The sequence below is a fragment of the Mesorhizobium sp. P170090 genome (assembly GCF_057786115.1).
This window is the reverse complement of sequence record NZ_JBYNWH010000001.1, coordinates 6240619-6261816: the sequence shown is the minus strand read 5'-3', so window position 1 is coordinate 6261816 and position 21198 is coordinate 6240619. Positions and strand designations below refer to the sequence as shown.

Genomic DNA, 21198 nt, shown 5'->3' with positions numbered 1-21198 from the left:
TTTAGCGGTCATGCATTTTTGCCGCCCGTTCTGGCGGCTTCGGGGCCTCACATATCCACGACCATGCGCCCCCTGATCTTGCCCTCGACGATGTCGTGGGCGGCGGCGATGATGTCGTCGAAGCCGATGGTCGTCGACAGGCCGGCGAGCTTTTGCAGATCGAGATCGCTGCCGATGCGGCGCCAGGCTTCGAGGCGCACGGCCTTGGGCGCCATCACCGAATCGATGCCGAGCAGCGAGACGCCGCGCAGGATGAACGGGGCGACGCTCGACGGCAGATCCATGCCACCCGCCAGGCCGCAGGCGGCGACCGCGCCGCCATAGGCGGTCATCGACAGCACATTGGCCAGCGTGTGGCTGCCGACGGCATCGATGCCGCCGGCCCAGCGCTCCTTGGCCAGCGGCTTGGCCGGCTGGGAGAGTTCCTCGCGCGAAATCACTTCGGCGGCACCGAGGTCGATCAGATAGGAGCTTTCGGCGTTGCGGCCGGTCGAGGCGATGACGTGATAGCCAAGGCTGGACAGGATCGAGACCGCGACCGACCCAACGCCGCCGGCTGCACCCGTCACCACCACCGGGCCGCGATCCGGCAGGATGCCGTGCCGCTCCAGCGCCATGACGCTGAGCATGGCCGTATAGCCGGCGGTGCCGACCGCCATCGCATCGTGCGCGCTGATGCCGTCGGGCAACGGCACCAGCCAGTCGCCGTTGACGCGCGCGCGCCCGGCATAGGCGCCGAAATGCGTCTCGCCGACGCCCCAGCCATTGAGGATGACCTTGTCGCCCTTGCGCCAGTCGGCATGCGATGAGGAGAGGACGGTTCCGGCGAAATCAATGCCCGGCACCAGCGGCCAGCGGCGGATCACTGGCGCTTTCCCAGTGATGGCCAGCCCGTCCTTGTAGTTGACCGTCGTCGCCTCGACCGCGACAGTTACGTCGCCTTCCATCAGATCGGCTTCGCTGAAATCGACGATCTCGACCGATTGCTTCTTTTCGGCGTCGCGCGAAACGAGGATGGCTTTGAAGGTTTCAGGCATCTCTTCTCCTCGGCTTCGCAAAGGCTGGCGGTCGGCATTGGCTGGCTCTGGCCGAACTGTGCGGCGACCGTCCGGCGAGGTCAATTGGTCAAAAGAGTCGGGCCGTCAGGCTTCTGGGCCTTGCGGCTTGGCCTCGCGCCGCCAGCCGATGAACTCGTCGAAGACGACCAGCGCCGCGCCGACCGAAATGAAGGCATCGGCAAGGTTGAAGACGGCGAAGGACCATACCGGCGTGTGGAACAATATATAGTCGATGACGTGGCCGTAGACGGCGCGGTCGATCAGATTGCCGATCGCGCCGCCGATGATCAGGGCAAAGCCGATGCGGGCCAGCACATGGCCGGAGGGCGTGCGCGTCGCCAGATAAAGCACGAAGGCAACGACCACGACCGCGATGACGACCAGGCCGGTGTCGCCGAAGGACGAGAACATCGAGAAGGCGATGCCGGTATTGTAGGTGCGAAACAGCGCCAGGAATGGCACCAGGTCGAGCTTTTCCTGGAAGACGAGGCCGGTCTCGATCAGATGCTTTATCCACTGGTCGAGCGCGATTGCCACCACCACCAGCAGCGCATAGGGAGACCATGATTTCACGATGTGGCGTCCTCGGGGGCAAGTTTCAGCGCGCCGCGCCGGATCTCGAACAGCATGATTCCGGTGGCGACCGCCAAATTGAGTGAATCGGCGCGGCCGGCCTGCGGAATCCGCAGCAGCCGGTCGCAGCTTTCCGCCAGATTGTCGGGCAGGCCCTGCTGCTCATTGCCCATCATCAAGAGCACCGGTCCTCGGGAGAAATCGACCGAGCGGTAGTCGACCGCACCCTTCAGATGGGTGCCGACCACCAGGCCCGAGAAGCTGTTTCGCCAAGCCAGAAATGCTTCCGGCGTCGCCTTGGTCACCGGCACGGCGAAGATCGAGCCCATGGTGGCGCGCACGGTCTCGACAGAAAAAGGATCGGTAGTCTCGCCGACCAGGATGACGCCCTTGGCGCCGACGGCATCGACGGTGCGGATGACGGTGCCGAGATTGCCGGGATCGCGCACCCGGTCGAGCGCCACCCAGACGTCGCCGTCGTGAGCGCGGATGTCTCTTAGCGGCAGCAGTTTTTGCCGGAAGACGCCGACCACCATTTGCGGATTGTCACGGCGGGTGATGGCGACCAGCACTTTTTCGGACACTTCGAGCACGGTGCCGCCGGCGGCAACCGTGCGCGCCGCCACCTTTTCGACCGCCGCATTGCCGCGTCCGGCCTTGGCGAAAACCAGCGTCCTGATCGACCAGCCGAGGTCGAGGGCGTCGATGACCAGCTTCAGCCCTTCGGCCATGAAGGCGTTGTGCTGGTCGCGGAATTTCTTCTGGGCGAGCGCCTTGATGTCCTTGATCAGCGGATTGGCAAGGCTGGTGACTTCCTTGACCTGCCCGGGCGCACCTGCGTGCCGCTCATTCATTCGGGACTCCCGGGCATTCAGGTCTCCGGGGCATTCAGGCCACCCAGCGCGAAAACAGCGATGTCGACAGCGCCCGGCCGGCAGATTGCTCGCGGATGATCAGTTCGCCTGATTCAACAGTGCCGCCCATGCCGGCAAAGGTGTCGCGCATCAAGGCATGGATGGCGAAGAAGGAGGCGCGGATGGAATAGGCGGTCAGCACTATGGCGACCGGTTTCGGCGTCAGGATCGCGCGGCAAAGGTCGGTCAGGCCGGGCAGGTCCTCGAACAACTGCCAGACCTCGCCCTTGGGTCCGCGGCCATAGGCAGGCGGGTCGAACAGGATGATGTCGTAGCGGCTGCCGCGGCGCTCTTCGCGCTCGGCGAATTTCACTGCATCGTCGACGATCCAGCGGATCGGCTTGCTGCCGAGACCGGCCATTTCCTGGTTTTCGCGCGCCCAGCCGACCGCCTTCTTGGAGGCATCGACATGGGTGACCTCGGCGCCGGCGCGGGCGGCCACCAGAGACGCGAGCCCGGTATAGCCGAACAGGTTCAGCACCTTGATCGGGCGCTTGGCCGCCGCGATCAGGCTGGCCATATGGTCCCAGTGCGAAGCCTGCTCGGGGAAGACGCCGACATGGCGAAACGAGGTGAAGCGGCCGAGATAGTCGATGCCGTCATGCTTCATCGGCCAGGTCTCGCCCAGCGGTACCTTCGGGAACCGCCAGCGGCCGATGCCTTCCTCGTCGGTGTCGCCGGTGAAGATGGCGTCGGCGCGGTCCCAGTCCCTGGCCGGTAAGGCCTTTTGCCAGATCGCCTGTCCCTCGGGCCGCACGATGCGGTAGGGGCCGTATTGTTCGAGCTTCTCGCCGGCACCGCTGTCGAGCAGTGCATAATCCTGATTGGGCGCCACTTCGAGGATCACCGGCAGGCGCTCAGTGGGCAGGATGCCTTCGCGACGCGCCAGGATACGGGGGGCGGGCTTCGGATCAGACCGGTCGTTCGGTTTTGTTTCGTGGCGTTGCTGTCTGGCTTCGGGTCGGATTGGTACGGTCTCCGGCTGTGGCCGCGCATGTTCGGTCCTGCCTTTTGCGGGCGGACGGTTGTCGCGGCGTTTGTCGCGAAAAGACTTCAAGCAGGAGCGTCTCCGGAGGCGGCAGGCCGCTTTTGGCATAGGGTCACCGGCTGCGCAAACAAAATGGTCGAGCGTGCGAATGTCTGAGGTGGTGGACCTCGCTGAGGAAACAGGCAAATCTCGAATCATGTCCCGTTCCGAACGCCTGCTCGACCTGATCCAGATCCTGCGCCGGCATCGCCGGCCGGTGAGCGGTCGCACGCTTGCCGGCGAGATGGACGTTTCGATCCGAACGCTCTACCGCGACATTGCCACGCTGCAGGGGCAAGGCGCGCCGATCGAGGGCGAGGCTGGGCTGGGCTATGTGCTGAAACCCGGCTTCATGCTGCCGCCACTGATGTTCACCGACGAGGAGATCGAGGCCATCGTTCTGGGATCGCGTTGGGTTGCCAGACAACCGGACAAGCGGCTGTCGGCCGCCGCCACCGACGCGCTGGCCAAGATCGCCGCTGTGCTGCCGGATGATCTGCGCGAGGACCTCGATGCGACCGCGCTTTTGGTCGGGCCGCACGGCGATGCTGTCGAAAGCATCGACCTTGGCCTGGTGCGCCAGGCGATCCGCAACGAGAGAAAACTCGGCTTTCTTTACCGCGATGCCGGCGGCGCCGCCTCCGAGCGCTTGATCTGGCCATTCGCGCTCGGCTTTTTCGACAAGGTGCGGGTGGTGGTGGCCTGGTGCGAGACGCGGCAGGATTTCAGACATTTTCGCGCCGACCGGATGTCGGGGCTCAACACCACGGATATCCGCTATCCGCGTCGTCGGCAGGCGCTGCTGAAGGAATGGCGCGCGACGCTGGACGCACCGGAGCGCCAGCCTGGCGCTTAATGCTCCTTTCCACGCGCCCACAAGACGCTGCTGCCAGAATCTGACAGTGGGGTCACCTATGCTCCTCCAATCGAAACCTGGAGAGCAGACATGAACACCCCCAATTTCGTCATCCTTTATGTCGACAGCCCGGAGCGGAGCGGCGCCTTCTACGGTGCGCTGCTGGGACGCCAGCCGGTGGAGACGTCGCCGACCTTCGTGCTGTTCGTGCTCGACAATGGCTTCAAGCTCGGCCTGTGGTCGCGCCACACGGTGGAGCCGTCGGCCGCGGCCGCGGGCGGCGGTGCGGAGCTCGTCTTCGCGTTGGACCGGCCTGATGCGGTGGACGCCGCCTACACGGACTGGGCAGGACGCGGCTTGACCGTTCTGCAGACGCCGACCGACATGGACTTCGGCCGCACCTTCGTTGCGCTCGATCCCGACAAGCACCGGCTGCGCGTCTACTGGCTGAACGACGGAGAACAGGCCAATGGGGAACAGGCCAATGGAGAACAGAAATGAGTGCGCACTGGATCGCGGTCGCTTCCGCCGAACATGTCCGGCGCGGCCGCGAGGCCGGCTTCATGCAGGTCAACCACGGCAAGGCGGCACCTTTGCGCCGCATCAAGCCCGGCGACGGCATCATCTACTACTCGCCGACCACAATTCTGCGCGAGAAGGACGGCCTGCAGGCCTTCACGGCAATCGGCACCGTGCGAGAAGGCGAGCCCTATCAGGGCCACATGGGCGGTGGCTTCACGCCGTTCCGCAGGGATGTCGAATGGGCCAAGGCCGAGGAAGCGCCGATCAAGCCGCTGCTCGAGCAGCTCGACTTCACCGCGGGCAAATCGAACTGGGGTTACCAGCTGCGCTTTGGCCTGTTCGAAATTACCGCGCATGATTTCGCGCTGATCGCCGAGGCGATGGCGCGGCCATGAAGGCAGGCTGAAGCATCCAGCCGCCGGATGGGCAAGGCACACCGTGACAAGGCTGCTGACACCAAGTTGTCAGCAGCCTTGTGCGACAAGCGATTGTCTTCAGATAGCGTCGCGCTTGCCCCAGGAGAATAAGATGGACTTCGTCTCGATCCGCATCATTACCGACCAGATCAAGCCCTTGGTGGCATTCTACGAGACGATCACCGGGCTTACCGCAACCTGGTTCACAGACGATTTCGCCGAACTGGCAACGCCGTCCTGCACACTGGCGATCGGCAGCACCCGCACGCTGGCCCTGTTCGGAACTGATGTGGCGCAGCCGGCCGCCAATCGCTCAGCGATCATCGAGTTTCGCGTCGCCGATGTTGATGCTGAGCACAGCAGGCTGGCGAAAATCATCGGCGATTTCGTACAGACGCCGACGACGATGCCATGGGGTAACCGGTCGCTGCTGCTGCGCGATCCCGATGGCAATCTGGTGAACTTCTTCACCCCGGTCAGCGCGGAAGCGATCAGGAAGTTCGATCGCAGAACCGGCGCAGACGCTACTGCTTGAGCGCGTTGTAGACGGCAATGCCGGCGGCAAGGTCCTCAAGCGCGGCGCCGACCGACTTGAACAGCGTGACCTCAGTGGGGCTCTGCCGGCCCTGTTTTTCCCCGCGCGCCAGCTCATGCAGATCGGCGACGATCGCTTCCGGCTTCAGCACGCCGGAGGCGAGCGGCTGGACGATGTCGCCGGCTTCCTTGGTGGCGCCGGCGCGGGTGTCGACATAGACGCGGGCGCGCGCGATCGCGTCGTCGTCGCTCTCGCGCATGGTCGGCGTGAAGCCGCCGACCAGATCGACATGCGCGCCCGGCTTGAGCAGCGCACCCTTGACCAGCGGCGTCGTCGTGATCGTCGCCGATGAGACGATGTCGGCCTCGGCGAGTTCGGCGTCGAGATCGCTTGCGGCCTCGGCGTTGAAACCGTCCGCGCGCAAATCAGCCGCGACCTTTTCGGCATTGGCGGGCGTGCGGTTCCAGATGCGGATGGTCTTGATCGGCCGCACCGCGGAGTGCGCCTTGGCGAGGAACGGCGACAGCGCGCCGGCGCCGACCACCAGAAGCCGCGATGCGTCCTCGCAGGCGAGATAGGAGGCCGCCAGCGCCGAGGCGCAAGCGGTGCGCCACTGTGTCAGCCGTTGGCCGTCGATCAGCGCTTCGGGCTCGCCGGTGGAGCCGTTGAGCAGGAGGTAGAGCCCCATCACCGCCGGTTTGCCGATGGCGTTGTTGTCGGGCGATACGGTGACGATCTTGACGCCGATATGACCCCCGACCGATGTGCCGGCCGCATGGAAGTCGGTCCACGCCGGCATCAAAAGCAGCGTGGATGTGGCACCGTCGGGCCGCTCGACCCCGTGATGATGGCGGACGGGTTGCACAGCACCCTCGCGGAAGGCCGCGCGCAATGTCTCGACCAGCCCGGGAAAGGTCAGCGCCTGGTCGACAGCGTCGGCCGAAATGGTCAGCATGCAAAACTCCGCGAAGGTAAAAGCGCCGGCTTCAGGCCGTTGACTTCGGCAGCGCCGGCCCGGCGGCCGCGCCCTGCTGCACGGCGGGTATACGGCTGACCGCCTGGCGCAAATTCTCGGCCTCGACCCCGCGCTGGCGCGCCAGCTTGCGGTAGCGGCCCTGCTTGACCCAGGTCGCCAGGCTGCCGACGACCATGCCGATGGCGAGCGCCACGAACAGGAAGATGAACAGCGGCAAGGTCAGCGTCAGTTTCGGATTGCCGGGGTTGAACGGGTCGAGCGTGAAGGCGACCAGCTCGCGGTTGGCGACGGCCAGCGCAATCAGGATGACGGCGAGCGGCACGAAGACCACGATAAGTATGAAGCGGTTCAACATAGAAATTCCCTGGAGAAGGCAGGCCTTGATAAGGTCGGCGCGTGGTCCGCGCCTACTTGCCGCCATTCAGCCTTTCACGCAATTCCTTTCCGGTCTTGAAGAACGGCACCCACTTCTCCTCGACCTCGACGGATTCGCCGGTGCGCGGGTTGCGGCCGGTGCGGGCAGGGCGATTCTTCACCGAAAAAGCGCCGAAGCCGCGCAACTCGACCCGATTGCCTTCCGCTAGGGCATCGGTGATCTCGTCGAAGATCGCTCCCACGATGTTTTCGACGTCGCGCAGGAAAAGATGCGGGTTGCGCGTGGCAATGATCTGCACAAGCTCGGATTTGATCATCAGAAAGGTCCCCGTGAAAGCGCTGCGGTCAAATTATCAGGATGATTTTATTTGCTTTTTTACTCGCCCCAACCGGCAGATCAAGGGTGCCAGACGGAAACGAGACCGTCAAGAAACAAGCGATCCGCGCCAATTTCGTGAAGCACGTCGCCGCCGGCCTCCGACATGCCGAGCGCGCTGCCGACGCTGCGCGCTATTGCTTTCGAGAACAGGAAGCCGCCACGCCGCTCGGTGTCCTTCCATTCCACCACCTTGAGCTTGGCGTCGACACCCTTGGTCGCCAGCCAGTCGATCGCCACGCTCTCGCCGCCGACAGCGTCGATCAGACCGTTGGCAAGGCCCTGGCGGCCGGTGAAGATCGAGCCGTCGGCAAGGGCCAGTGCCTGATCGCGGGTCATTTTGCGGCGCTCGGCGACGATGCCGACGAACCAGTCATAGCTGTCGAGGATGAGCTTGCGGACCATGGCTCGCTCGTCTTCATTGGTCGGCTTGAAGGGCGAGGGCGATGCCTTCAGCGGCGAGGATTTCACTTCCTCGAGCTTGATGCCGACCTTGTCCATCAGACCGCTGACATCGGGATACTGGATGAGCACACCGATCGAGCCGACGATCGACGTCTTGCGGGCAACGATATGGTCGCTGGCACTGGCGATCATGTAGCCGGCCGATGCGGCCAGCGTGCCGACCTCGGCCACCACCGGCTTGTCGGCGGCAAGCTTGCGCACCTCCTCGTAGATCGATTCGCCGCCGACCGTGGTGCCGCCGGGCGAATCGATCGCCAGGATGACGCCCTTGACCTGCGAGGATGTGCGGATGGTTTCCAGCCGCTTGATCAGTTCCTCGTCCTCGGTGATGGTGCCTTCGATCCTGACCTTGGCGATGTGGTCGACGGAAGAACCGCCGAGGTCGCCCCCATAGAACCAGCTTGCAAGCGCAATCACCCCAAGGGCCACGATGGCAATGGCGGCACCGCGCCAGAAGGTCAGCTTGCGCCGCAAGCGGCGGCGGTCGATCAGGTCGTCGGCTCTCAGTGCCATGGTCTGCCTCACAGTCGGTGGGAAGCGATGCTTTTAAAGCAAGCGTCCGCGCCCGGCTACCTCTTCCTCAAGAGCCTGCGACGAAGCGACCTTCACGACGGAGGCATTTCAGGAAAAAATGACGCGGCGCGTTCGTTTCTGCTATGAAGTGACGAAATTGTGTCGCCTGAGTTCCGTCTGTAAAACAGCGGCCGTCACATTTTTGCGGTTTTCCTCCGCTTGTGCTTGCTTGCGGGGGCCGGCAACCCACCTATAGCAGGTGTTTTGGCGGACAAGGGTTTATTAGAAGTCAGTCATGCTTGCGCGATCGAACGAACCGACCAATGCCGATGCGGCCTTGGCGCCCACGGCGCCAGCGGGCACGCGCGGCGACGCCTTCGACCGCGCCCAGCGCCACTCGCGCCGCGTGCGCGTGCTTAAGTTTGCCGTGCCGGTGCTTGCCGCCGGGATCGCGGTTGCGTTTCCGGTCTATTCCTATCTGGCGGCGCCGATCAACATTTCGATACAGGCAGACGGCACCGCTTTCGCGGATGGCAAGCTGGTGATGGCCAATCCGAAGCTCAACGGCTTCACCAAGGACAAGCTGCCCTATTCGCTGACGGCCTTGCGCGCCATCCAGGATGTCGGCAAGCAGGACATCATCGAACTCGAAGGCATCCATGCCAAATTGCCGCTGACGGCCGACAATGTGGCGACCGTCGACGCCAAGCGCGGGATCTACAACAGAAACGCCAACACGATGGACATGACCAGCGACGTTACCGTCACCACCACCGACGGCGTCGCTGCCATCTTCAAATCGGTCTTCCTCGATATGGGCAAAGGCTCTATGAAGACAGGTGATGCGGTCGATGTCAGCCGTAACGGCTCGCGGATCACCGCGGGTTCAATGTCGGTCGAAGACAATGGCAAGGTCATCGTTTTCGAGAAAAAGGTAAGCGTTCACATCGATCCGGCCACTATGAAGGCGGCAGAGGCAAAGAGCGGAGAAACGAATGCGTCCCAGTAATTCGGCACGGCTTGTCGCCGCAGCTTCGGCCTTGCTGTTGCTGGGTATGGCGCCGTCCTGGGCTCAGTCCAGCGCCAGCAGCCAGTCCGGGCTCAAACTGTCGGGCGACCAGCCGATCCAGATCGAGAGCGACAAACTTGAGGTCCGCCAGGCCGACAGCATGGCGCTGTTCAGCGGCAACGTCACCGTCACGCAAGGGCCAACGCTGCTCAAGGCCGGCAGCATGGAGGTCTACTACGTCAAGGACCCCAACGCCGCCAAAGGTGCTGCCGCCGGCGCTTCGGCGATGACCGGTTCGGCCAATATCGACCATCTGGTGGTCAAGAACAAAGTCTACATCAAGTCGAATGACCAGATCGCCACCGGCGACAACGCCACGTTCGACATGAAGACGCAGGTGCTTGTTCTGTCGGGCAAGGAGGTCGTCTTGTCCCAAGGACCCAACGTCCTCAAGGGCTGCAAGCTCACCGTGCAGATGAAAAGCGGCCTTGCTCAGGTCGATGGCTGCGGCGGGCGCGTCATCATGTCGATGACGCCGCCACCGAAATCCGAGGCCCCGAAGCCCGAATGACTGGCGTGTCTTCGCTGCTGACCCGCCTTCCGGGACGGGCGGCCAGTAAACTTGCAGCACCGGCCACAGTCACCGTTGATTCCTCGAAGTTCAAGGGCACCCTGATCGCCAAGGGTCTGACCAAGAGCTACAAGGGCCGCAAGGTGGTCAGCGGTGTCACCATCGGCGTGCGCGCCGGCGAGGCTGTCGGGCTGCTCGGGCCGAACGGCGCCGGCAAGACCACCTGTTTCTACATGGTCACCGGCTTGGTACCGGTCGATGAGGGCACGATCGAGATCGACGGTTTCGACGTCACCTCGATGCCGATGTACCGCCGCGCCCGCCTCGGCATCGGCTATTTGCCGCAGGAAGCCTCGATCTTCCGCGGCCTGAATGTCGAGCAGAACATCCGCGCCGTGCTCGAAGTGGTTGAGAAGGACCGCAAGGTGCGCGAGCGCAATCTCGACGAACTGCTCGAGGAATTTCACATCAGCCATCTGCGGAAGTCGCCGTCCATGTCGCTGTCGGGTGGCGAGCGGCGGCGTCTTGAGATCGCCCGAGCTTTGGCGACGCGCCCGGCCTACATGCTGCTCGACGAGCCGTTCGCCGGCATCGACCCGATTGCCGTCGCCGACATCCAGCAGCTGGTTCGTCATCTAACGGCGCGCGGCATCGGCGTGCTGATTACCGACCACAATGTGCGCGAAACGCTCGGCCTCATCGACCGCGCCTACATCATCCATGCCGGCCAGGTGCTGACTCATGGCCGTGCCGACGAGGTGGTGGCGAACCCCGATGTGCGCCGGCTCTACCTCGGCGAAGGTTTCACGCTCTGAGCGTGAAATTTGTTTCCTGACGTGATTTTTGCCGCCCCGCCGGGCTTTTTTCTCCGATTTTGCGTGAGATAATGCTTCGGTAGGGGCCTTTTGCCATCGTTCGCCTTGACAAGCAAAAGCCGGGCCAGTTTCTATGGAAGGTCGGAAAAATTCATTTTCCGGCAGCTTCTGATGTGTAGGCTTCCGGGTGCAGAAGGGCGTTTGAAACCGAACCATGGCGTTGGCGGCGAAACTACAGCTACGACAATCCCAGTCGCTGGTGATGACGCCGCAGCTGATGCAGTCGATCAGGCTGTTGCAGCTCACCCATGTCGAGCTCGACCACTTCATCGACGACGAGATCGAGCGCAATCCGCTGCTGGAGCGCGCCGAGCCCCAGGATGACGCCGCAAGCGACCAGGTGCAGAAGGGCGATGCCGCTCCTGAGCCTGCCGCCGATGGCGACTGGTTCGAAAACGAGACGGCGTGGAGCGCCGAAGCGATCTCCGACAAGCTCGACAGCTCGCTGGAAAATCTGTTCCCCGACGATCCCGGCACCAGCGAGCGGCTCGGTCCGGACCTGACGGCGCAGTGGAAGTCGGCCACCGGCAATAGTTCGTCCGGTTCTTCCGAAGGCTTCGACGTCGGCGACATGGCCGCCGCGGCGATCACGCTGCGCCAGCATGTCGGCGAGCAGATCGCGCTTGCCTTTGCCGATCCGGCCGCAAGGCTGCTCGCAGCCGAACTGGCCGACGGCCTGGACGAGGCCGGCTATCTGCGCGCCGATCCCGCCGAGATCGCCAAACGGCTCGGCGCCGATCAGGCGACGGTGGCCAACGTGCTGGCAGCCTGCCACACATTCGAGCCGGTCGGCCTGTTTGCGCGCGACCTTGCCGAATGCCTGTCGCTGCAGCTTGCCATGCGCGATCGTCTCGATCCGGCGATGAAGATGCTGGTCGGCAACCTCGAACTGTTGGCGCGGCGCGATTTCCAGACGCTGAAGCGGCTTTGCGGGGTCGATGAGGAGGATCTCCTCGACATGCTGGCCGAAATCCGCGCGCTCGACCCGCGCCCGGGCATGGCGTTTTCGGGCGGCGCCAGCGACGCCATCGTCGCCGATGTCGAAGTCCGCGCCGCCAATGACGGCAGCTGGACGGTCGAGCTCAATGCCGAGACGCTGCCGCGCGTGCTTGTCGATCACATCTATTTCGCCCAGGTCTCGCCGCATGCGAAGAATCAGGCGGAGAAGGATTTCCTGGCCGAATGCCTGCAGAATGCCAACTGGCTGACGCGCAGTCTCGACCAGCGGGCAAAGACGATCCTGAAAGTGGCGTCGGAAATCGTGCGCCAGCAGGACGCTTTTCTCGTCCATGGCGTGCGTCAGCTCAGGCCGCTCAACCTGCGCACGGTGGCCGATGCCATCGGCATGCATGAATCGACCGTCAGCCGGGTGACGGCCAACAAATACATGCTGACGCCGCGTGGCGTGTTCGAGCTGCGTTATTTCTTCACGGCTTCGATCGCGGCGTCGGGCGGCGGTGATGCGCATTCCTCGGAAGCGGTGCGCGACCGCATCAAGCAGCTGATCGACGAGGAAAAGCCCGCCGATGTGCTGTCCGATGACGCAATCGTCGACATGTTGAAGGAAAGCGGCGTCGATATTGCCCGGCGCACGGTGGCCAAGTACCGGGAGGGTATGAATATTCCCTCGTCGGTGCAGCGGCGGCGTGAAAAGCGCGCTCTGGCGAGCGCGGGGCGCTAGGTCTGCTTGCCCGGCAAGGCTTTTGCTATGGCTGGATTCCACAACTTTCCGACCTTAAAGCGACATCGCGCTGAAACGGATTCATACGACGCGCTTTAAGTCTTTGTTTTGATGCATGTCGTTGTCCCAGAACCGCAGCGCACTTCTGGGCGACATGCATTAATTGACAAGCTGCAATGAAGTGTCTAGAAGCCCGCCCGCATGAGACGGGCTCGCGGCCCGCATGCGGATGGTCCGTCACGATGAAGGCCACGGGACGGCCAATAAGGCGGATTGTGATCAACCGGAAAGTTCGGATCTAAAATCGGCGCGAGTTGACGCCGCAAAGCTTGTGCGCACGGATCACGAGTATAAACTCTGGCCAGTTTGAAGCCTGAGCAAGGAAGGTCAGTTTTCAGATGAAATTGCGCATATCGGGTAAACACATGGATATCGGCGATGCGCTGCGTACGCGCATTACCGATCGTGTCGGCGAGGCGATTGGAAAATATTTCGATCGCGGTTTTTCAGGGCACGTCACGGTCATCAAATCGGGGTCGCGTTACTCGGCCGATTGCATGATCAGGCTGGATTCCGGCGCTTCGCTGCAGGCAACCGGCGATTCCCAGGATCCGACACTTGCCTTCGAGGCGGCCGCGGACCGCCTCGAAACCAGGTTGCGGCGCTACAAACGCCGTCTGAAATCGCACAATTCAGGCAATGGAAATGGCGAAATCACCGACATCGCCTATACGGTGATGGCGCCGCTGACCGATGACGATGAGGACATTCCGGAGGACTACGCCCCGGCCATCGTCGCCGAATCAACCATGACGCTGCAGACCATGTCGGTGGCGTCGGCGGTCATCGAACTCGACACCAAGGACAGCCCGGTTTTCGTCTTCCGCAACGCCGGAAACGACCACCTCAACATCGTCTATCGGCGGCCGGACGGAAATATCGGCTGGATCGACCCGTCGACGACCAAAGTCGCACAGGCGTGACGACAACGACAATGGTCGCACAGGTGACGACAATGGTCGCACAGGGATAATAGCCAGCCGCGCGAGGGGCGAGGACTGGCGACGGCAGGCGAATAAGGGATTTCAAATATGGATCTGAGCGATCTTCTCAACGTTCCGGCGATCTTGCCGGCGTTGAAGGCGAACTCCAAAAAGCAGCTTCTGCAGTTGCTGTCCGAGAGAGCGGCGGCGATTTCCGGCATTCCGGAGCGCGAAGTGTTCGACACCATCCTGCAGCGCGAACGGCTGGGCTCCACCGGCGTCGGCAACGGCATCGCCATTCCGCACGGCAAGCTCGCCGGGGTGAAGCGCATCGCCGGCGTCTTTGCCCGTCTGGAGACGCCGGTCGATTTCGAGGCCTTGGATGACCAGCCGGTCGATCTGGTGTTTTTGCTGCTGGCCCCGGAAGGCGCCGGCGCCGATCACCTCAAGGCACTGTCGCGCATCGCCAGGGTTTTGCGCGACGCCGACACGGTGGCCAAGATCAGAGGCACGCGCGACGCGGTCGCCATCCACGCGCTGCTTTCGGACACGCAGGCCTCGCACGCCGCCTGAAGTTCTTCGGATTTAAGTCTTCCAGGGGCCGCCGAAGGCGGCCCTCTCCATTTCAACCGCCAGCAGTCGCCTTAGTGAATGGCGACAGTGGTCAGGTCGTTTTCCATGGCGCCGGCCAAAGCCCGGTCTTTCGCATCCGAAAGCAGGATCGGCTGGCCGTTGGCGGCAAACAGGGCCCACAGGACCATACCAGGCGCTATTTCGCCGAGGTTGGGGAAGCGCCCGAGCAGCTCGTCGCTCGAGACCTTGCGGAGATAAGCGACCGAGCCTTCGCCGAGATGGGCGAATTCGCCGCTGGTCATGGTGATGGTTTCGTCAGTTCTGGTCATTTCAAGCCTCCTTGGCGCGAGGACGCCGCTCAAGGCCATCCCGCATGAGAGCCATCGGTAAAGATCAGTCTTTCACCGATATATTTATTTTCCGTACCAGCCGTTCGGTATCCGGCCGATCGAGATCGATCGACAAAAGGCCGTTCTTCAGTTCCGCTGCGATCACCCGCATGCCGTCTGCCAGCACGAAACAGCGCTGGAACTGGCGCGCGGCGATGCCGCGGTGGAGGAATTCGCGCTCGGTGTCGTCGGTTTGACGGCCGCGCACGACCAACTGGTTTTCCTCCGTGGTGACATCGAGATCGCTTTCGGCGAAACCCGCGACAGCCAGCGTAATGCGCAGCCTTTCGGCCTTGCCGTCAGCACCGCTGAGGCGCTCGATGTTGTAGGGAGGATAACTGTCACCGGATTTCGCCAGTCGTTCCAGGGTCTTTTCCATGGCATCGAAACCAAGGAGAAGCGGGCTGGAGAAGGGCGTCATTCGGCTCATGTTACACTGTCCTCTTTGGAGCGACATAAACTGGAAAAACCCGGATGGCATTTTTCCCGATGGTCTTGATATGGTCCGCGCCGCGGCCAAGTTCAAGCCGCCGAACACCCCCGCCAAAAAGACTCCCCCGCATAAGGAAATGAAATGCCCCAGACCCGCAAGATCATCATCGACACGGATCCCGGCCAGGACGATGCCGTCGCCATATTGCTGGCGCTCGGCAGCGCCGAGCTGGAGATCGTCGGCATCTCTGCTGTTGCCGGCAACGTGCCGCTGAAATTGACCGAAAAGAACGCCAGGAAAATCTGCGAACTGGCCGGCCGGCCCGACATCAAGGTCTATGCAGGCGCCATCCGCCCGTTGGCGCGCGAGCTGGTCACCGCCGAGGAAGTGCATGGCAAGACCGGCCTCAACGGCCCGCAACTGCCCGATCCGAAGATGAAGCTGCAGGGCCAGTATGCGGTCGACTTCATCGTCGAGACGCTGATGAAGGAAGAGGCCGGCACGATCACGCTGTGCGCGCTCGGCCCGCTCACCAATGTCGCGCTGGCGCTGATCCGTGAGCCGAAGATCGCGCCGCGCATCAAGGAAATCGTACTGATGGGCGGCGGTTTCTTCGAAGGCGGCAATGTCACGCCGACCGCAGAATTCAACATCTATGTCGATCCGCAAGCCGCCGACCTGGTGTTCAAATCCGGCATTCCGATCGTCATGATGCCGCTCGACGTCACCCACAAGGCGCTGACCACGGCCAAGCGCACGCAGGCCATCCGCCAGCTCGGCACCCGGGTCGGCACCGCGACGGCCGAGATGCTGGAGTTCTTCGAGCGCTTCGACGAGGAGAAATACGGCACCGATGGCGGCCCGCTGCACGACCCGTGCGTCATCGCCTATCTGTTGAAGCCGGAGCTGTTCAAGGGCCGCAACTGCAACGTCACCGTGGAAACCACCTCCGAGCTCACCATGGGCATGACCGTCATCGACTGGTGGGGCGTGACCAAGCGGCCGAAGAACGCCATGGTGATGCGCGACATCGACCATGACGCCTTTTTTGCGCTGCTGGTGGAGAGGCTGGGGCGGCTTTAAGCCTGCCTTGACGCAGATCGTTCGCCCAGGGCCTAGCGCCTCTGGGCGATATCGGCTGCTTACTCGTCGAGCAGCCGATAGGTTTCGCTGCCATCCTGCCTATGCTGTTGCTCGACCGGAACTTGCGAACCCATGGCTCGTGGTGTTTCCGCATGGCCGTATACGAAAATCAGGTCGTTTTCGCTGAGACGGATACCATACAGGTAACGAAACCCACCGTTGATCCAGCCCTTTGGGTTCGGCGAGGCATCGAGAACACTGACAACCGTGCCTGTCGCCCGTCCCAGGCTGATGATCGGGCTGCTGTGTCCGGCGGCAGGCCTCATGATTGCAAAAATGCACGCGCCAAGCAGCACGGCAGCAAAAGCGATGCCCCAGACGTTTTCTCGCAGAATTGGCAAGGCGAGAGCCAAGCGTGCTTGTGCAAGGCGGGTCATTCTGGAAACCGGTAGAAGACGAAGCCATTATCACGCGTGACGCGCTCCAACTTTGCCGGCGCACCGATCAGATGCGGACGATCGTCATCGACAAGAATGGACGAACCGGTTTCGAGAGCAACCAGATAAAGGGTGCGGTCGTGGTCCGAATGGGCGCTTTTGACTGTTGCGTCGATTGGCTCGACTGACCGGATAGCGCTCGCATCATTCGTCCATTTGTAGAGAGCCGAAGGAACCATCACCGCGAACAGGGCGGCGGTCAGAATCACGCCGGGCGCGTTCCTTTTTATGCCAGCGTAAGTCCATGACATCGACGTGAATCCCCTAACGCGGATTCATGTGGTGGCGCGAAAGCTGACTTTCAATCAGGCTTCACGTACCGGCTCCGTTGGGAACGACCGTTGGCGGTCGTCACTTCGCCTTGGAAAACGCCAGCCACAGGCCGCCGCCGACCAGAAAGCTGCCGCTGATCCTGGACATCAGCTTGATGCGGCTGGCCGAGAGCAGGCGTCCGGCGCGGCTGGCGGCGAGCGCATAGGTGGAATCCGAGACGGCGGCAAAGATCATCGCGGTGAGGCCCATGACGACGATCTGTAGCGTGTAATTGCCCTGCGGGGCGATAAATTGCGGGAAGAAGGCGCCGAAGAACACCAGGGTCTTGGGGTTGCTGAGCGCCACCAGCAGACCCTGCAGGAAGAAGCCGCCACGCGGCTTTCTCGCCGTGCCGTCGCCGTTCAGCGTGCCCTTGGCGCGGAACATCTGCACGCCCATCCAGATCAGATAGGCGGCGCCGATCAGACGCACCCATTCGAACCAGTGGCCCATGCCCGCGATCAGCGTGTTGAGGCCGATGCCGACGATGGCGATCATGATGGCAAGCCCGGCCTGCGTGCCGGCGACATTGGCAAGCCCGGCGCGGTAGCCATGGCGGATGCTGTTGGCGATGATCAGCGTCACAGTCGGACCGGGCACCAGGATGATGACGATGCAGGCAAGGACATAGGCGGCGTAGAGTTCCAGCGACATGGGGATTTCCTCGAGGATGCGCTTAGGCGGCTGGCTGCAATCAATGCATGGCGGCGGAGCTGGTGCAAGCCGGTCGCAGACCGGCCGCCCCTCGCGTCAGGACGCCCCAGCCTGCCAAGGCAAGGTCGCCTCATAGGCCGCTCCGGCCCTGAGCACGGCGAGGTCGCCGCGCGGCCGGCCGATCAGTTGCATGCCCAAGGGGCGGCCTTTGTCGTCGAAGCCGACGGGCACGTTGAGCGCCGGACAGCCGCCGAGCGTGGCGAAGGCCGAAACCTGCATCCAGCGATGGTAGCTGTCCATCGTCCGTCCGGCGACCTCACTTGGCCAATGCGTGCCGACTTCGAAAGGAAAGACCTGCGCCGTCGGCAGCGCGATGAGATCGAAGTGCTCGAACAGCGACAGCAGCGTCCGGTGCCAGGAGGTGCGGATGACCGAGGCCGCGCGGATCTGCGGCGCCGTCAGCCGCATGGCGTTCTCCACCTCCCAGACGGCTTCCGGCTTCAGCAGGGCGCGCTTGTGCGGGTCGTCATAATGGACTTTCAGCGCCGAGCCGCTGCTCGCCTGCCGCAGCGTCACGAAGGCTTGCCACAGTGCCTCGAAATCGAAATCCGGCAGCAAGGGCTCGGTCAGGAAGGATGCCTCCGCGAAGCGGCCGAGTGCGGCCTCGCACAGATCGAGGATGCCAGGCTCCACCGGCAGGTGACCGCCGAGATCACCGAGCCAGCCGACGCGGCCGCCGCTTGCCGGCGTTGCCAGCCCTTCGAGGAATGAACCAGGCTTTTCCCAGGACAAGGGCGCATGCGGATGGTAGCCCGCCTGCACGTCGAGCAGCAGCGCCATGTCGCTGATGCTGCGGCCCATCGGCCCGTCTATGCCCATCTGAGCATGAAAGACTTCCAGGTCCGGCCCTCCGGGGACAAGGCCCTGCGACGGGCGGAAGCCATAGACATTGTTCCACGCCGCCGGATTGCGCAGCGAGCCGCCGAAATCGCTGCCGTCGGCGACCGGAACCATGTCGAGTGCAAGGGCGACCGCAGCGCCGCCGCTCGACCCGCCTGCGGTGAGCGCCGGATCGAAGGCGTTCAGCGTCGGGCCGAACACGTTGTTGTAGGTGTTGGATCCCAGCCCGAATTCGGGAACATTGGTCTTGCCGATGATGATGGCGCCGGCCTTGCGGATGCGCTCGACGAAGAAATCATCCTCCTGCGGCACGAAATCGGCGAAGATCGGCGAGCCGAAACTGGTCCTCAAGCCGCTCGTCATGGCGAGGTCTTTTATCGCCATCGGCAGGCCGAACAGCGAGCCGGCCGGCCCGCCTTGCGCTAGATGCGCGTCCGCCGCGTCGGCCTCGCGCAGGATGTCGGAGCGCTCGCGCAACGAGACGATGGCGTTGACCAGCGGGTTTACCGCGTCGATGCGGTCGAGGAATGCGGCGACCAACTCGCGCACGGACAGGCGGCGCAGCCGGATCGCCTCGGCCAGGTCGACAGCGGACATCCGGCAGATGTCGCCGGCGGGGGGCACGGCGTGCTTCGTTGTAGGGCGCAGGGCAGTCATCCGGCGTTGTTGCGCAGGGCGGTGTCCACATCCGCGGCCAGCGGGATGGCCGGCTGGGCGCCGGGCTTCAGGCAGGCGAGTGAGCCGGCGGCTGCGGCGCGGGTGAGAGCCTGCTCCAGCGGCAGGTTGGACGCCAGCCCGGCAGCGAGATAACCGCAAAAAGTATCGCCGGCCCCGACCGTGTCGACCGGCGTGATTTTCAGCGCCGGCACGGTCAGGAAATCCTCCGGGGTCGCCGCCAGCACGCCGTCGCCGCCGAGCGTGACGACGATGGTGCGGCCGGTTTTGCCGGCGAAGTCGCGCATGCGCGCCGGGCGGTCGCGGCCTTTCAGCGACAGCGCCTCGCCGTAAAGGTCGAATTCGGTTTCGTTGGCGACGGCGTAATCGGCCTTGCCGAGCAACGCTGCCGCCTCGCTACGGAACGGCGCGGTGTTGAGCACGGTTACGGCGCCGGCGGCGCGTGCGGCGTCAAGCGCTGCATCGACGGTCTGCAGCGGGATCTCGTGCTGCAGCAGGACGACGTCGCCCTTCGCAAGGAAAGCCTTGGCGAGATCGCCGGGCAGCACCGAATCATTGGCGCCCGGCACGACGGCGATGACATTCTCGCCATCGGCGCCGACGAGGATCAGCGCCGTGCCGGTGGAGGCGAAGCTCTGGCCGACGCCGGAGAGATCGACCTTGCCGGCCACGAGCAAAGCCAGGGCTTCGGTTGCGAAATTGTCCTTGCCGACGGCGCCGACCATGCGCACCTTGGCGCCGGCGCGCGCCGCAGCCAGCGCTTGGTTGGCGCCCTTGCCGCCGGGCGCGGTGGCGAAGCCGGAGCCGCGGACCGTCTCGCCCGGCGAAGGCAGGCGGTCGACATTGGCGATAAGGTCGAGGTTGATCGAGCCGACAACGATGATCAAGAAAGCCTCCTGCGGAATGCGCGGGAAGCTAACCTGTAAGCCGGCGGCTTGCCAGAGCGTGCGGATGTTTTGCGCCGGGAGCTCGCAAAAAGAACAACACCGGCGAGGGGATTTCGCCGGTGTTGTTTGATGCGGGCAGCTTCAGGACGCGGTCTGGCCCGCTTCCCAACCGAGGATGGCGCGTTTGCGGGTCAGGCCCCAGTGGTAGCCGGTGAGTGCGCCGGACTTGCCCAGCGCCCGATGGCAAGGGACGACGAATGACAATGGGTTGGCACCGACCGCCGCCCCCACCGCCCGGCTGGCGTTTGGCGCGCCGATCCTGGAGGCGATCGAGGAATAAGTGCAGGCCTTGCCCATCGGGATCCTGAGCAGCGCGTCCCAGACGCGCAGCTGGAAGTCGGAGCCGATCATCACCACGCGCAGCGGCTGGTCGGCGCGCCACAATGTCGGATCGAAGATGCGCGCCGCATAGGGCTGGGTGGCGCTCATGTCCTCGACATAGGTGGCGTTCGGCCAGCGGCCCGACATGTCGGCGAAAGCCGCCCGCTCGCCGCCCGGATCGTTGAAGGCGAGCCCCGCAAGGCCACGGTCGGTGACCATGATCAGGGCGATGCCGAAGGGCGAGATGTGGTAGCCGTAGCGGATGGTCAGGCCAGCGCCGCGCGTCTTGTAGTCGCCCGGCGACATCGCCTCGTGGGTGACGAACAAATCGTGCAGCCGGCCGGGGCCGGACATGCCGAGTTCGAACGATGTTTCGAGGAGCGGCATGCCGGAATCGAGCAGTTTGCGGGCATGGTCGAGGGTGACCGCCTGCAGGAAGGCTTTTGGCGACAGGCCGGCCCAGCGGGTGAACAGCTTTTGCAGGCCCGTGGGTGTCTCGCCGACATCGGCTGCCAAGGCTTCCAGCGAGGGCTGGTCGCGATAGTCGAGGCTGATCTTCTCGATGGCGCGGCGCACGACCTCGTAGTCGCTGCCGTTGGGGGTGATGTCGTGCTGCAGGATCGCTGTCGGTTTCATCTGCGTATTCATGGTCATCTGGGCGTTCATGGCAATATCTCCTTGACCGCGAA

At 63.6% G+C, this 21198-nt stretch carries 27 protein-coding genes; 11 read left to right on the top strand and 16 right to left on the bottom strand.

The window, feature by feature from the left end; all coding sequences use genetic code 11:
• Nucleotides 1–47 precede the first annotated feature (47 nt).
• From acuI to AC3EML_RS30235, 4 genes are all read right to left on the bottom strand, one after another.
• On the bottom strand, nucleotides 48–1037 hold the full coding sequence (gene acuI / locus AC3EML_RS30250; protein ID WP_023669761.1) for an acrylyl-CoA reductase (NADPH): 990 nt from the start codon (nucleotides 1035–1037) through the stop codon (nucleotides 48–50).
• A gap of 105 nt (nucleotides 1038–1142) precedes the next feature.
• Nucleotides 1143–1631, bottom strand: coding sequence for a signal peptidase II (gene lspA / locus AC3EML_RS30245; protein ID WP_023669760.1), 489 nt, complete (start codon nucleotides 1629–1631; stop codon nucleotides 1143–1145).
• The gene (locus AC3EML_RS30240; protein ID WP_352510275.1) at nucleotides 1628–2485 is read right to left on the bottom strand and encodes a TrmH family RNA methyltransferase; all 858 of its coding nucleotides are present in this window, start codon (nucleotides 2483–2485) and stop codon (nucleotides 1628–1630) included. Before AC3EML_RS30240 ends, lspA begins: the two co-directional genes overlap by 4 nt.
• Before the next feature lie 34 nt (nucleotides 2486–2519).
• Nucleotides 2520–3602 carry an RsmD family RNA methyltransferase gene (locus AC3EML_RS30235; RefSeq protein WP_023814709.1) on the bottom strand — a complete coding sequence of 361 codons (1083 nt, stop codon included), beginning with the start codon at nucleotides 3600–3602 and terminating at the stop codon, nucleotides 2520–2522.
• Nucleotides 3603–3729: 127 nt separating this feature from the next.
• Between AC3EML_RS30235 and AC3EML_RS30230 the strand changes: the two genes are divergently transcribed.
• The 4 genes from AC3EML_RS30230 (at nucleotide 3730) to AC3EML_RS30215 (ending at nucleotide 5901) form a co-directional block, all read left to right on the top strand.
• Complete coding sequence (locus AC3EML_RS30230) at nucleotides 3730–4428, top strand: helix-turn-helix transcriptional regulator (RefSeq protein ID WP_023686574.1); 699 nt, start codon at nucleotides 3730–3732, stop codon at nucleotides 4426–4428.
• Nucleotides 4429–4518: 90 nt separating this feature from the next.
• Nucleotides 4519–4929, top strand: a complete 411-nt coding sequence (locus tag AC3EML_RS30225; protein WP_023683064.1) for a VOC family protein — start codon at nucleotides 4519–4521, stop codon at nucleotides 4927–4929.
• Nucleotides 4926–5345, top strand: coding sequence for an EVE domain-containing protein (locus AC3EML_RS30220; RefSeq protein WP_023683065.1), 420 nt, complete (start codon nucleotides 4926–4928; stop codon nucleotides 5343–5345). The genes AC3EML_RS30225 and AC3EML_RS30220 overlap by 4 nt, the downstream gene beginning before the upstream one ends.
• Before the next feature lie 133 nt (nucleotides 5346–5478).
• The gene (locus tag AC3EML_RS30215; protein WP_023683066.1) at nucleotides 5479–5901 is read left to right on the top strand and encodes a VOC family protein; all 423 of its coding nucleotides are present in this window, start codon (nucleotides 5479–5481) and stop codon (nucleotides 5899–5901) included.
• Here the strand turns inward: AC3EML_RS30215 and lhpI are convergent.
• The 4 genes from lhpI to sppA form a co-directional block, all read right to left on the bottom strand.
• Nucleotides 5891–6856, bottom strand: coding sequence for a bifunctional Delta(1)-pyrroline-2-carboxylate/Delta(1)-piperideine-2-carboxylate reductase (lhpI, locus tag AC3EML_RS30210; RefSeq protein WP_352521581.1), 966 nt, complete (start codon nucleotides 6854–6856; stop codon nucleotides 5891–5893). The genes AC3EML_RS30215 and lhpI overlap by 11 nt on opposite strands.
• A gap of 31 nt (nucleotides 6857–6887) precedes the next feature.
• Complete coding sequence (locus tag AC3EML_RS30205) at nucleotides 6888–7232, bottom strand: DUF1049 domain-containing protein (RefSeq protein WP_352521580.1); 345 nt, start codon at nucleotides 7230–7232, stop codon at nucleotides 6888–6890.
• A gap of 52 nt (nucleotides 7233–7284) precedes the next feature.
• Nucleotides 7285–7569, bottom strand: coding sequence for an integration host factor subunit beta (locus AC3EML_RS30200; protein WP_006200394.1), 285 nt, complete (start codon nucleotides 7567–7569; stop codon nucleotides 7285–7287).
• Between the two features lie 80 nt (nucleotides 7570–7649).
• Entirely contained in the window at nucleotides 7650–8606 is a 957-nt protein-coding gene (sppA, locus tag AC3EML_RS30195) for a signal peptide peptidase SppA (protein WP_023747044.1), read from the bottom strand.
• Nucleotides 8607–8901: 295 nt separating this feature from the next.
• On the opposite strand from sppA, the gene lptC reads away from it, so the two are divergent.
• The 6 genes from lptC (at nucleotide 8902) to ptsN (ending at nucleotide 14298) form a co-directional block, all read left to right on the top strand.
• On the top strand, nucleotides 8902–9615 hold the full coding sequence (gene lptC, locus AC3EML_RS30190) for an LPS export ABC transporter periplasmic protein LptC (RefSeq protein WP_023751409.1): 714 nt from the start codon (nucleotides 8902–8904) through the stop codon (nucleotides 9613–9615).
• Entirely contained in the window at nucleotides 9602–10186 is a 585-nt protein-coding gene (locus tag AC3EML_RS30185) for an LptA/OstA family protein (protein WP_023683069.1), read from the top strand. The genes lptC and AC3EML_RS30185 overlap by 14 nt, the downstream gene beginning before the upstream one ends.
• Nucleotides 10183–11001: an LPS export ABC transporter ATP-binding protein gene (gene lptB / locus AC3EML_RS30180; protein ID WP_023669746.1), complete on the top strand. Its 819-nt coding sequence runs from the start codon at nucleotides 10183–10185 to the stop codon at nucleotides 10999–11001. The genes AC3EML_RS30185 and lptB overlap by 4 nt, the downstream gene beginning before the upstream one ends.
• A gap of 214 nt (nucleotides 11002–11215) precedes the next feature.
• Entirely contained in the window at nucleotides 11216–12742 is a 1527-nt protein-coding gene (gene rpoN / locus AC3EML_RS30175; protein ID WP_023820574.1) for an RNA polymerase factor sigma-54, read from the top strand.
• 398 nt (nucleotides 12743–13140) lie between these two features.
• Nucleotides 13141–13725: a ribosome hibernation-promoting factor, HPF/YfiA family gene (gene hpf / locus AC3EML_RS30170; protein WP_023751408.1), complete on the top strand. Its 585-nt coding sequence runs from the start codon at nucleotides 13141–13143 to the stop codon at nucleotides 13723–13725.
• 108 nt (nucleotides 13726–13833) lie between these two features.
• The gene (gene ptsN / locus AC3EML_RS30165; RefSeq protein ID WP_023669743.1) at nucleotides 13834–14298 is read left to right on the top strand and encodes a PTS IIA-like nitrogen regulatory protein PtsN; all 465 of its coding nucleotides are present in this window, start codon (nucleotides 13834–13836) and stop codon (nucleotides 14296–14298) included.
• Between the two features lie 71 nt (nucleotides 14299–14369).
• On the opposite strand, the gene AC3EML_RS30160 is transcribed toward ptsN, so the two are convergent.
• Entirely contained in the window at nucleotides 14370–14627 is a 258-nt protein-coding gene (locus tag AC3EML_RS30160) for a BQ00720 family protein (RefSeq protein WP_023683072.1), read from the bottom strand.
• Between the two features lie 64 nt (nucleotides 14628–14691).
• Nucleotides 14692–15117, bottom strand: coding sequence for an Hsp20 family protein (locus tag AC3EML_RS30155; RefSeq protein WP_023669741.1), 426 nt, complete (start codon nucleotides 15115–15117; stop codon nucleotides 14692–14694).
• A 144-nt stretch (nucleotides 15118–15261) separates the two neighbouring features.
• Here AC3EML_RS30155 and AC3EML_RS30150 point away from each other — a divergent pair, with 144 nt between their 5' ends.
• Nucleotides 15262–16203 carry a nucleoside hydrolase gene (locus tag AC3EML_RS30150; protein WP_023691960.1) on the top strand — a complete coding sequence of 314 codons (942 nt, stop codon included), beginning with the start codon at nucleotides 15262–15264 and terminating at the stop codon, nucleotides 16201–16203.
• A gap of 59 nt (nucleotides 16204–16262) precedes the next feature.
• On the opposite strand, the gene AC3EML_RS30145 is transcribed toward AC3EML_RS30150, so the two are convergent.
• From AC3EML_RS30145 to AC3EML_RS30120, 6 genes are all read right to left on the bottom strand, one after another.
• Entirely contained in the window at nucleotides 16263–16640 is a 378-nt protein-coding gene (locus AC3EML_RS30145) for a hypothetical protein (protein ID WP_023691959.1), read from the bottom strand.
• Nucleotides 16637–16951, bottom strand: a complete 315-nt coding sequence (locus AC3EML_RS30140) for a hypothetical protein (protein WP_023714116.1) — start codon at nucleotides 16949–16951, stop codon at nucleotides 16637–16639. Before AC3EML_RS30140 ends, AC3EML_RS30145 begins: the two co-directional genes overlap by 4 nt.
• Nucleotides 16952–17051: 100 nt before the next feature.
• Entirely contained in the window at nucleotides 17052–17666 is a 615-nt protein-coding gene (locus tag AC3EML_RS30135; protein ID WP_023683073.1) for a LysE family translocator, read from the bottom strand.
• Nucleotides 17667–17762: 96 nt separating this feature from the next.
• Nucleotides 17763–19223: an amidase gene (locus AC3EML_RS30130; protein WP_031251330.1), complete on the bottom strand. Its 1461-nt coding sequence runs from the start codon at nucleotides 19221–19223 to the stop codon at nucleotides 17763–17765.
• Nucleotides 19220–20128: a ribokinase gene (locus AC3EML_RS30125; RefSeq protein WP_023726465.1), complete on the bottom strand. Its 909-nt coding sequence runs from the start codon at nucleotides 20126–20128 to the stop codon at nucleotides 19220–19222. The genes AC3EML_RS30130 and AC3EML_RS30125 overlap by 4 nt, the downstream gene beginning before the upstream one ends.
• A 141-nt stretch (nucleotides 20129–20269) precedes the next feature.
• Entirely contained in the window at nucleotides 20270–21175 is a 906-nt protein-coding gene (locus tag AC3EML_RS30120) for a methylated-DNA--[protein]-cysteine S-methyltransferase (RefSeq protein WP_031192912.1), read from the bottom strand.
• Nucleotides 21176–21198 lie beyond the last annotated feature (23 nt).

Coding starts and splice junctions, on each gene's coding strand:
- acuI (WP_023669761.1), bottom strand. CDS start 1,037: ATGCCTGAAACCTTCAAAGCCATCCTCGTTTCGCGCGACGCCGAAAAG.
- AC3EML_RS30240 (WP_352510275.1), bottom strand. CDS start 2,485: ATGAATGAGCGGCACGCAGGTGCGCCCGGGCAGGTCAAGGAAGTCACC.
- AC3EML_RS30230 (WP_023686574.1), top strand. CDS start 3,730: ATGTCCCGTTCCGAACGCCTGCTCGACCTGATCCAGATCCTGCGCCGG.
- AC3EML_RS30225 (WP_023683064.1), top strand. CDS start 4,519: ATGAACACCCCCAATTTCGTCATCCTTTATGTCGACAGCCCGGAGCGG.
- AC3EML_RS30220 (WP_023683065.1), top strand. CDS start 4,926: ATGAGTGCGCACTGGATCGCGGTCGCTTCCGCCGAACATGTCCGGCGC.
- AC3EML_RS30215 (WP_023683066.1), top strand. CDS start 5,479: ATGGACTTCGTCTCGATCCGCATCATTACCGACCAGATCAAGCCCTTG.
- lhpI (WP_352521581.1), bottom strand. CDS start 6,856: ATGCTGACCATTTCGGCCGACGCTGTCGACCAGGCGCTGACCTTTCCC.
- AC3EML_RS30205 (WP_352521580.1), bottom strand. CDS start 7,232: ATGTTGAACCGCTTCATACTTATCGTGGTCTTCGTGCCGCTCGCCGTC.
- AC3EML_RS30200 (WP_006200394.1), bottom strand. CDS start 7,569: ATGATCAAATCCGAGCTTGTGCAGATCATTGCCACGCGCAACCCGCAT.
- sppA (WP_023747044.1), bottom strand. CDS start 8,606: ATGGCACTGAGAGCCGACGACCTGATCGACCGCCGCCGCTTGCGGCGC.
- lptC (WP_023751409.1), top strand. CDS start 8,902: ATGCTTGCGCGATCGAACGAACCGACCAATGCCGATGCGGCCTTGGCG.
- AC3EML_RS30185 (WP_023683069.1), top strand. CDS start 9,602: ATGCGTCCCAGTAATTCGGCACGGCTTGTCGCCGCAGCTTCGGCCTTG.
- lptB (WP_023669746.1), top strand. CDS start 10,183: ATGACTGGCGTGTCTTCGCTGCTGACCCGCCTTCCGGGACGGGCGGCC.
- rpoN (WP_023820574.1), top strand. CDS start 11,216: ATGGCGTTGGCGGCGAAACTACAGCTACGACAATCCCAGTCGCTGGTG.
- hpf (WP_023751408.1), top strand. CDS start 13,141: ATGAAATTGCGCATATCGGGTAAACACATGGATATCGGCGATGCGCTG.
- ptsN (WP_023669743.1), top strand. CDS start 13,834: ATGGATCTGAGCGATCTTCTCAACGTTCCGGCGATCTTGCCGGCGTTG.
- AC3EML_RS30160 (WP_023683072.1), bottom strand. CDS start 14,627: ATGACCAGAACTGACGAAACCATCACCATGACCAGCGGCGAATTCGCC.
- AC3EML_RS30155 (WP_023669741.1), bottom strand. CDS start 15,117: ATGAGCCGAATGACGCCCTTCTCCAGCCCGCTTCTCCTTGGTTTCGAT.
- AC3EML_RS30150 (WP_023691960.1), top strand. CDS start 15,262: ATGCCCCAGACCCGCAAGATCATCATCGACACGGATCCCGGCCAGGAC.
- AC3EML_RS30145 (WP_023691959.1), bottom strand. CDS start 16,640: ATGACCCGCCTTGCACAAGCACGCTTGGCTCTCGCCTTGCCAATTCTG.
- AC3EML_RS30140 (WP_023714116.1), bottom strand. CDS start 16,951: ATGTCATGGACTTACGCTGGCATAAAAAGGAACGCGCCCGGCGTGATT.
- AC3EML_RS30135 (WP_023683073.1), bottom strand. CDS start 17,666: ATGTCGCTGGAACTCTACGCCGCCTATGTCCTTGCCTGCATCGTCATC.
- AC3EML_RS30130 (WP_031251330.1), bottom strand. CDS start 19,223: ATGACTGCCCTGCGCCCTACAACGAAGCACGCCGTGCCCCCCGCCGGC.
- AC3EML_RS30120 (WP_031192912.1), bottom strand. CDS start 21,175: ATGAACGCCCAGATGACCATGAATACGCAGATGAAACCGACAGCGATC.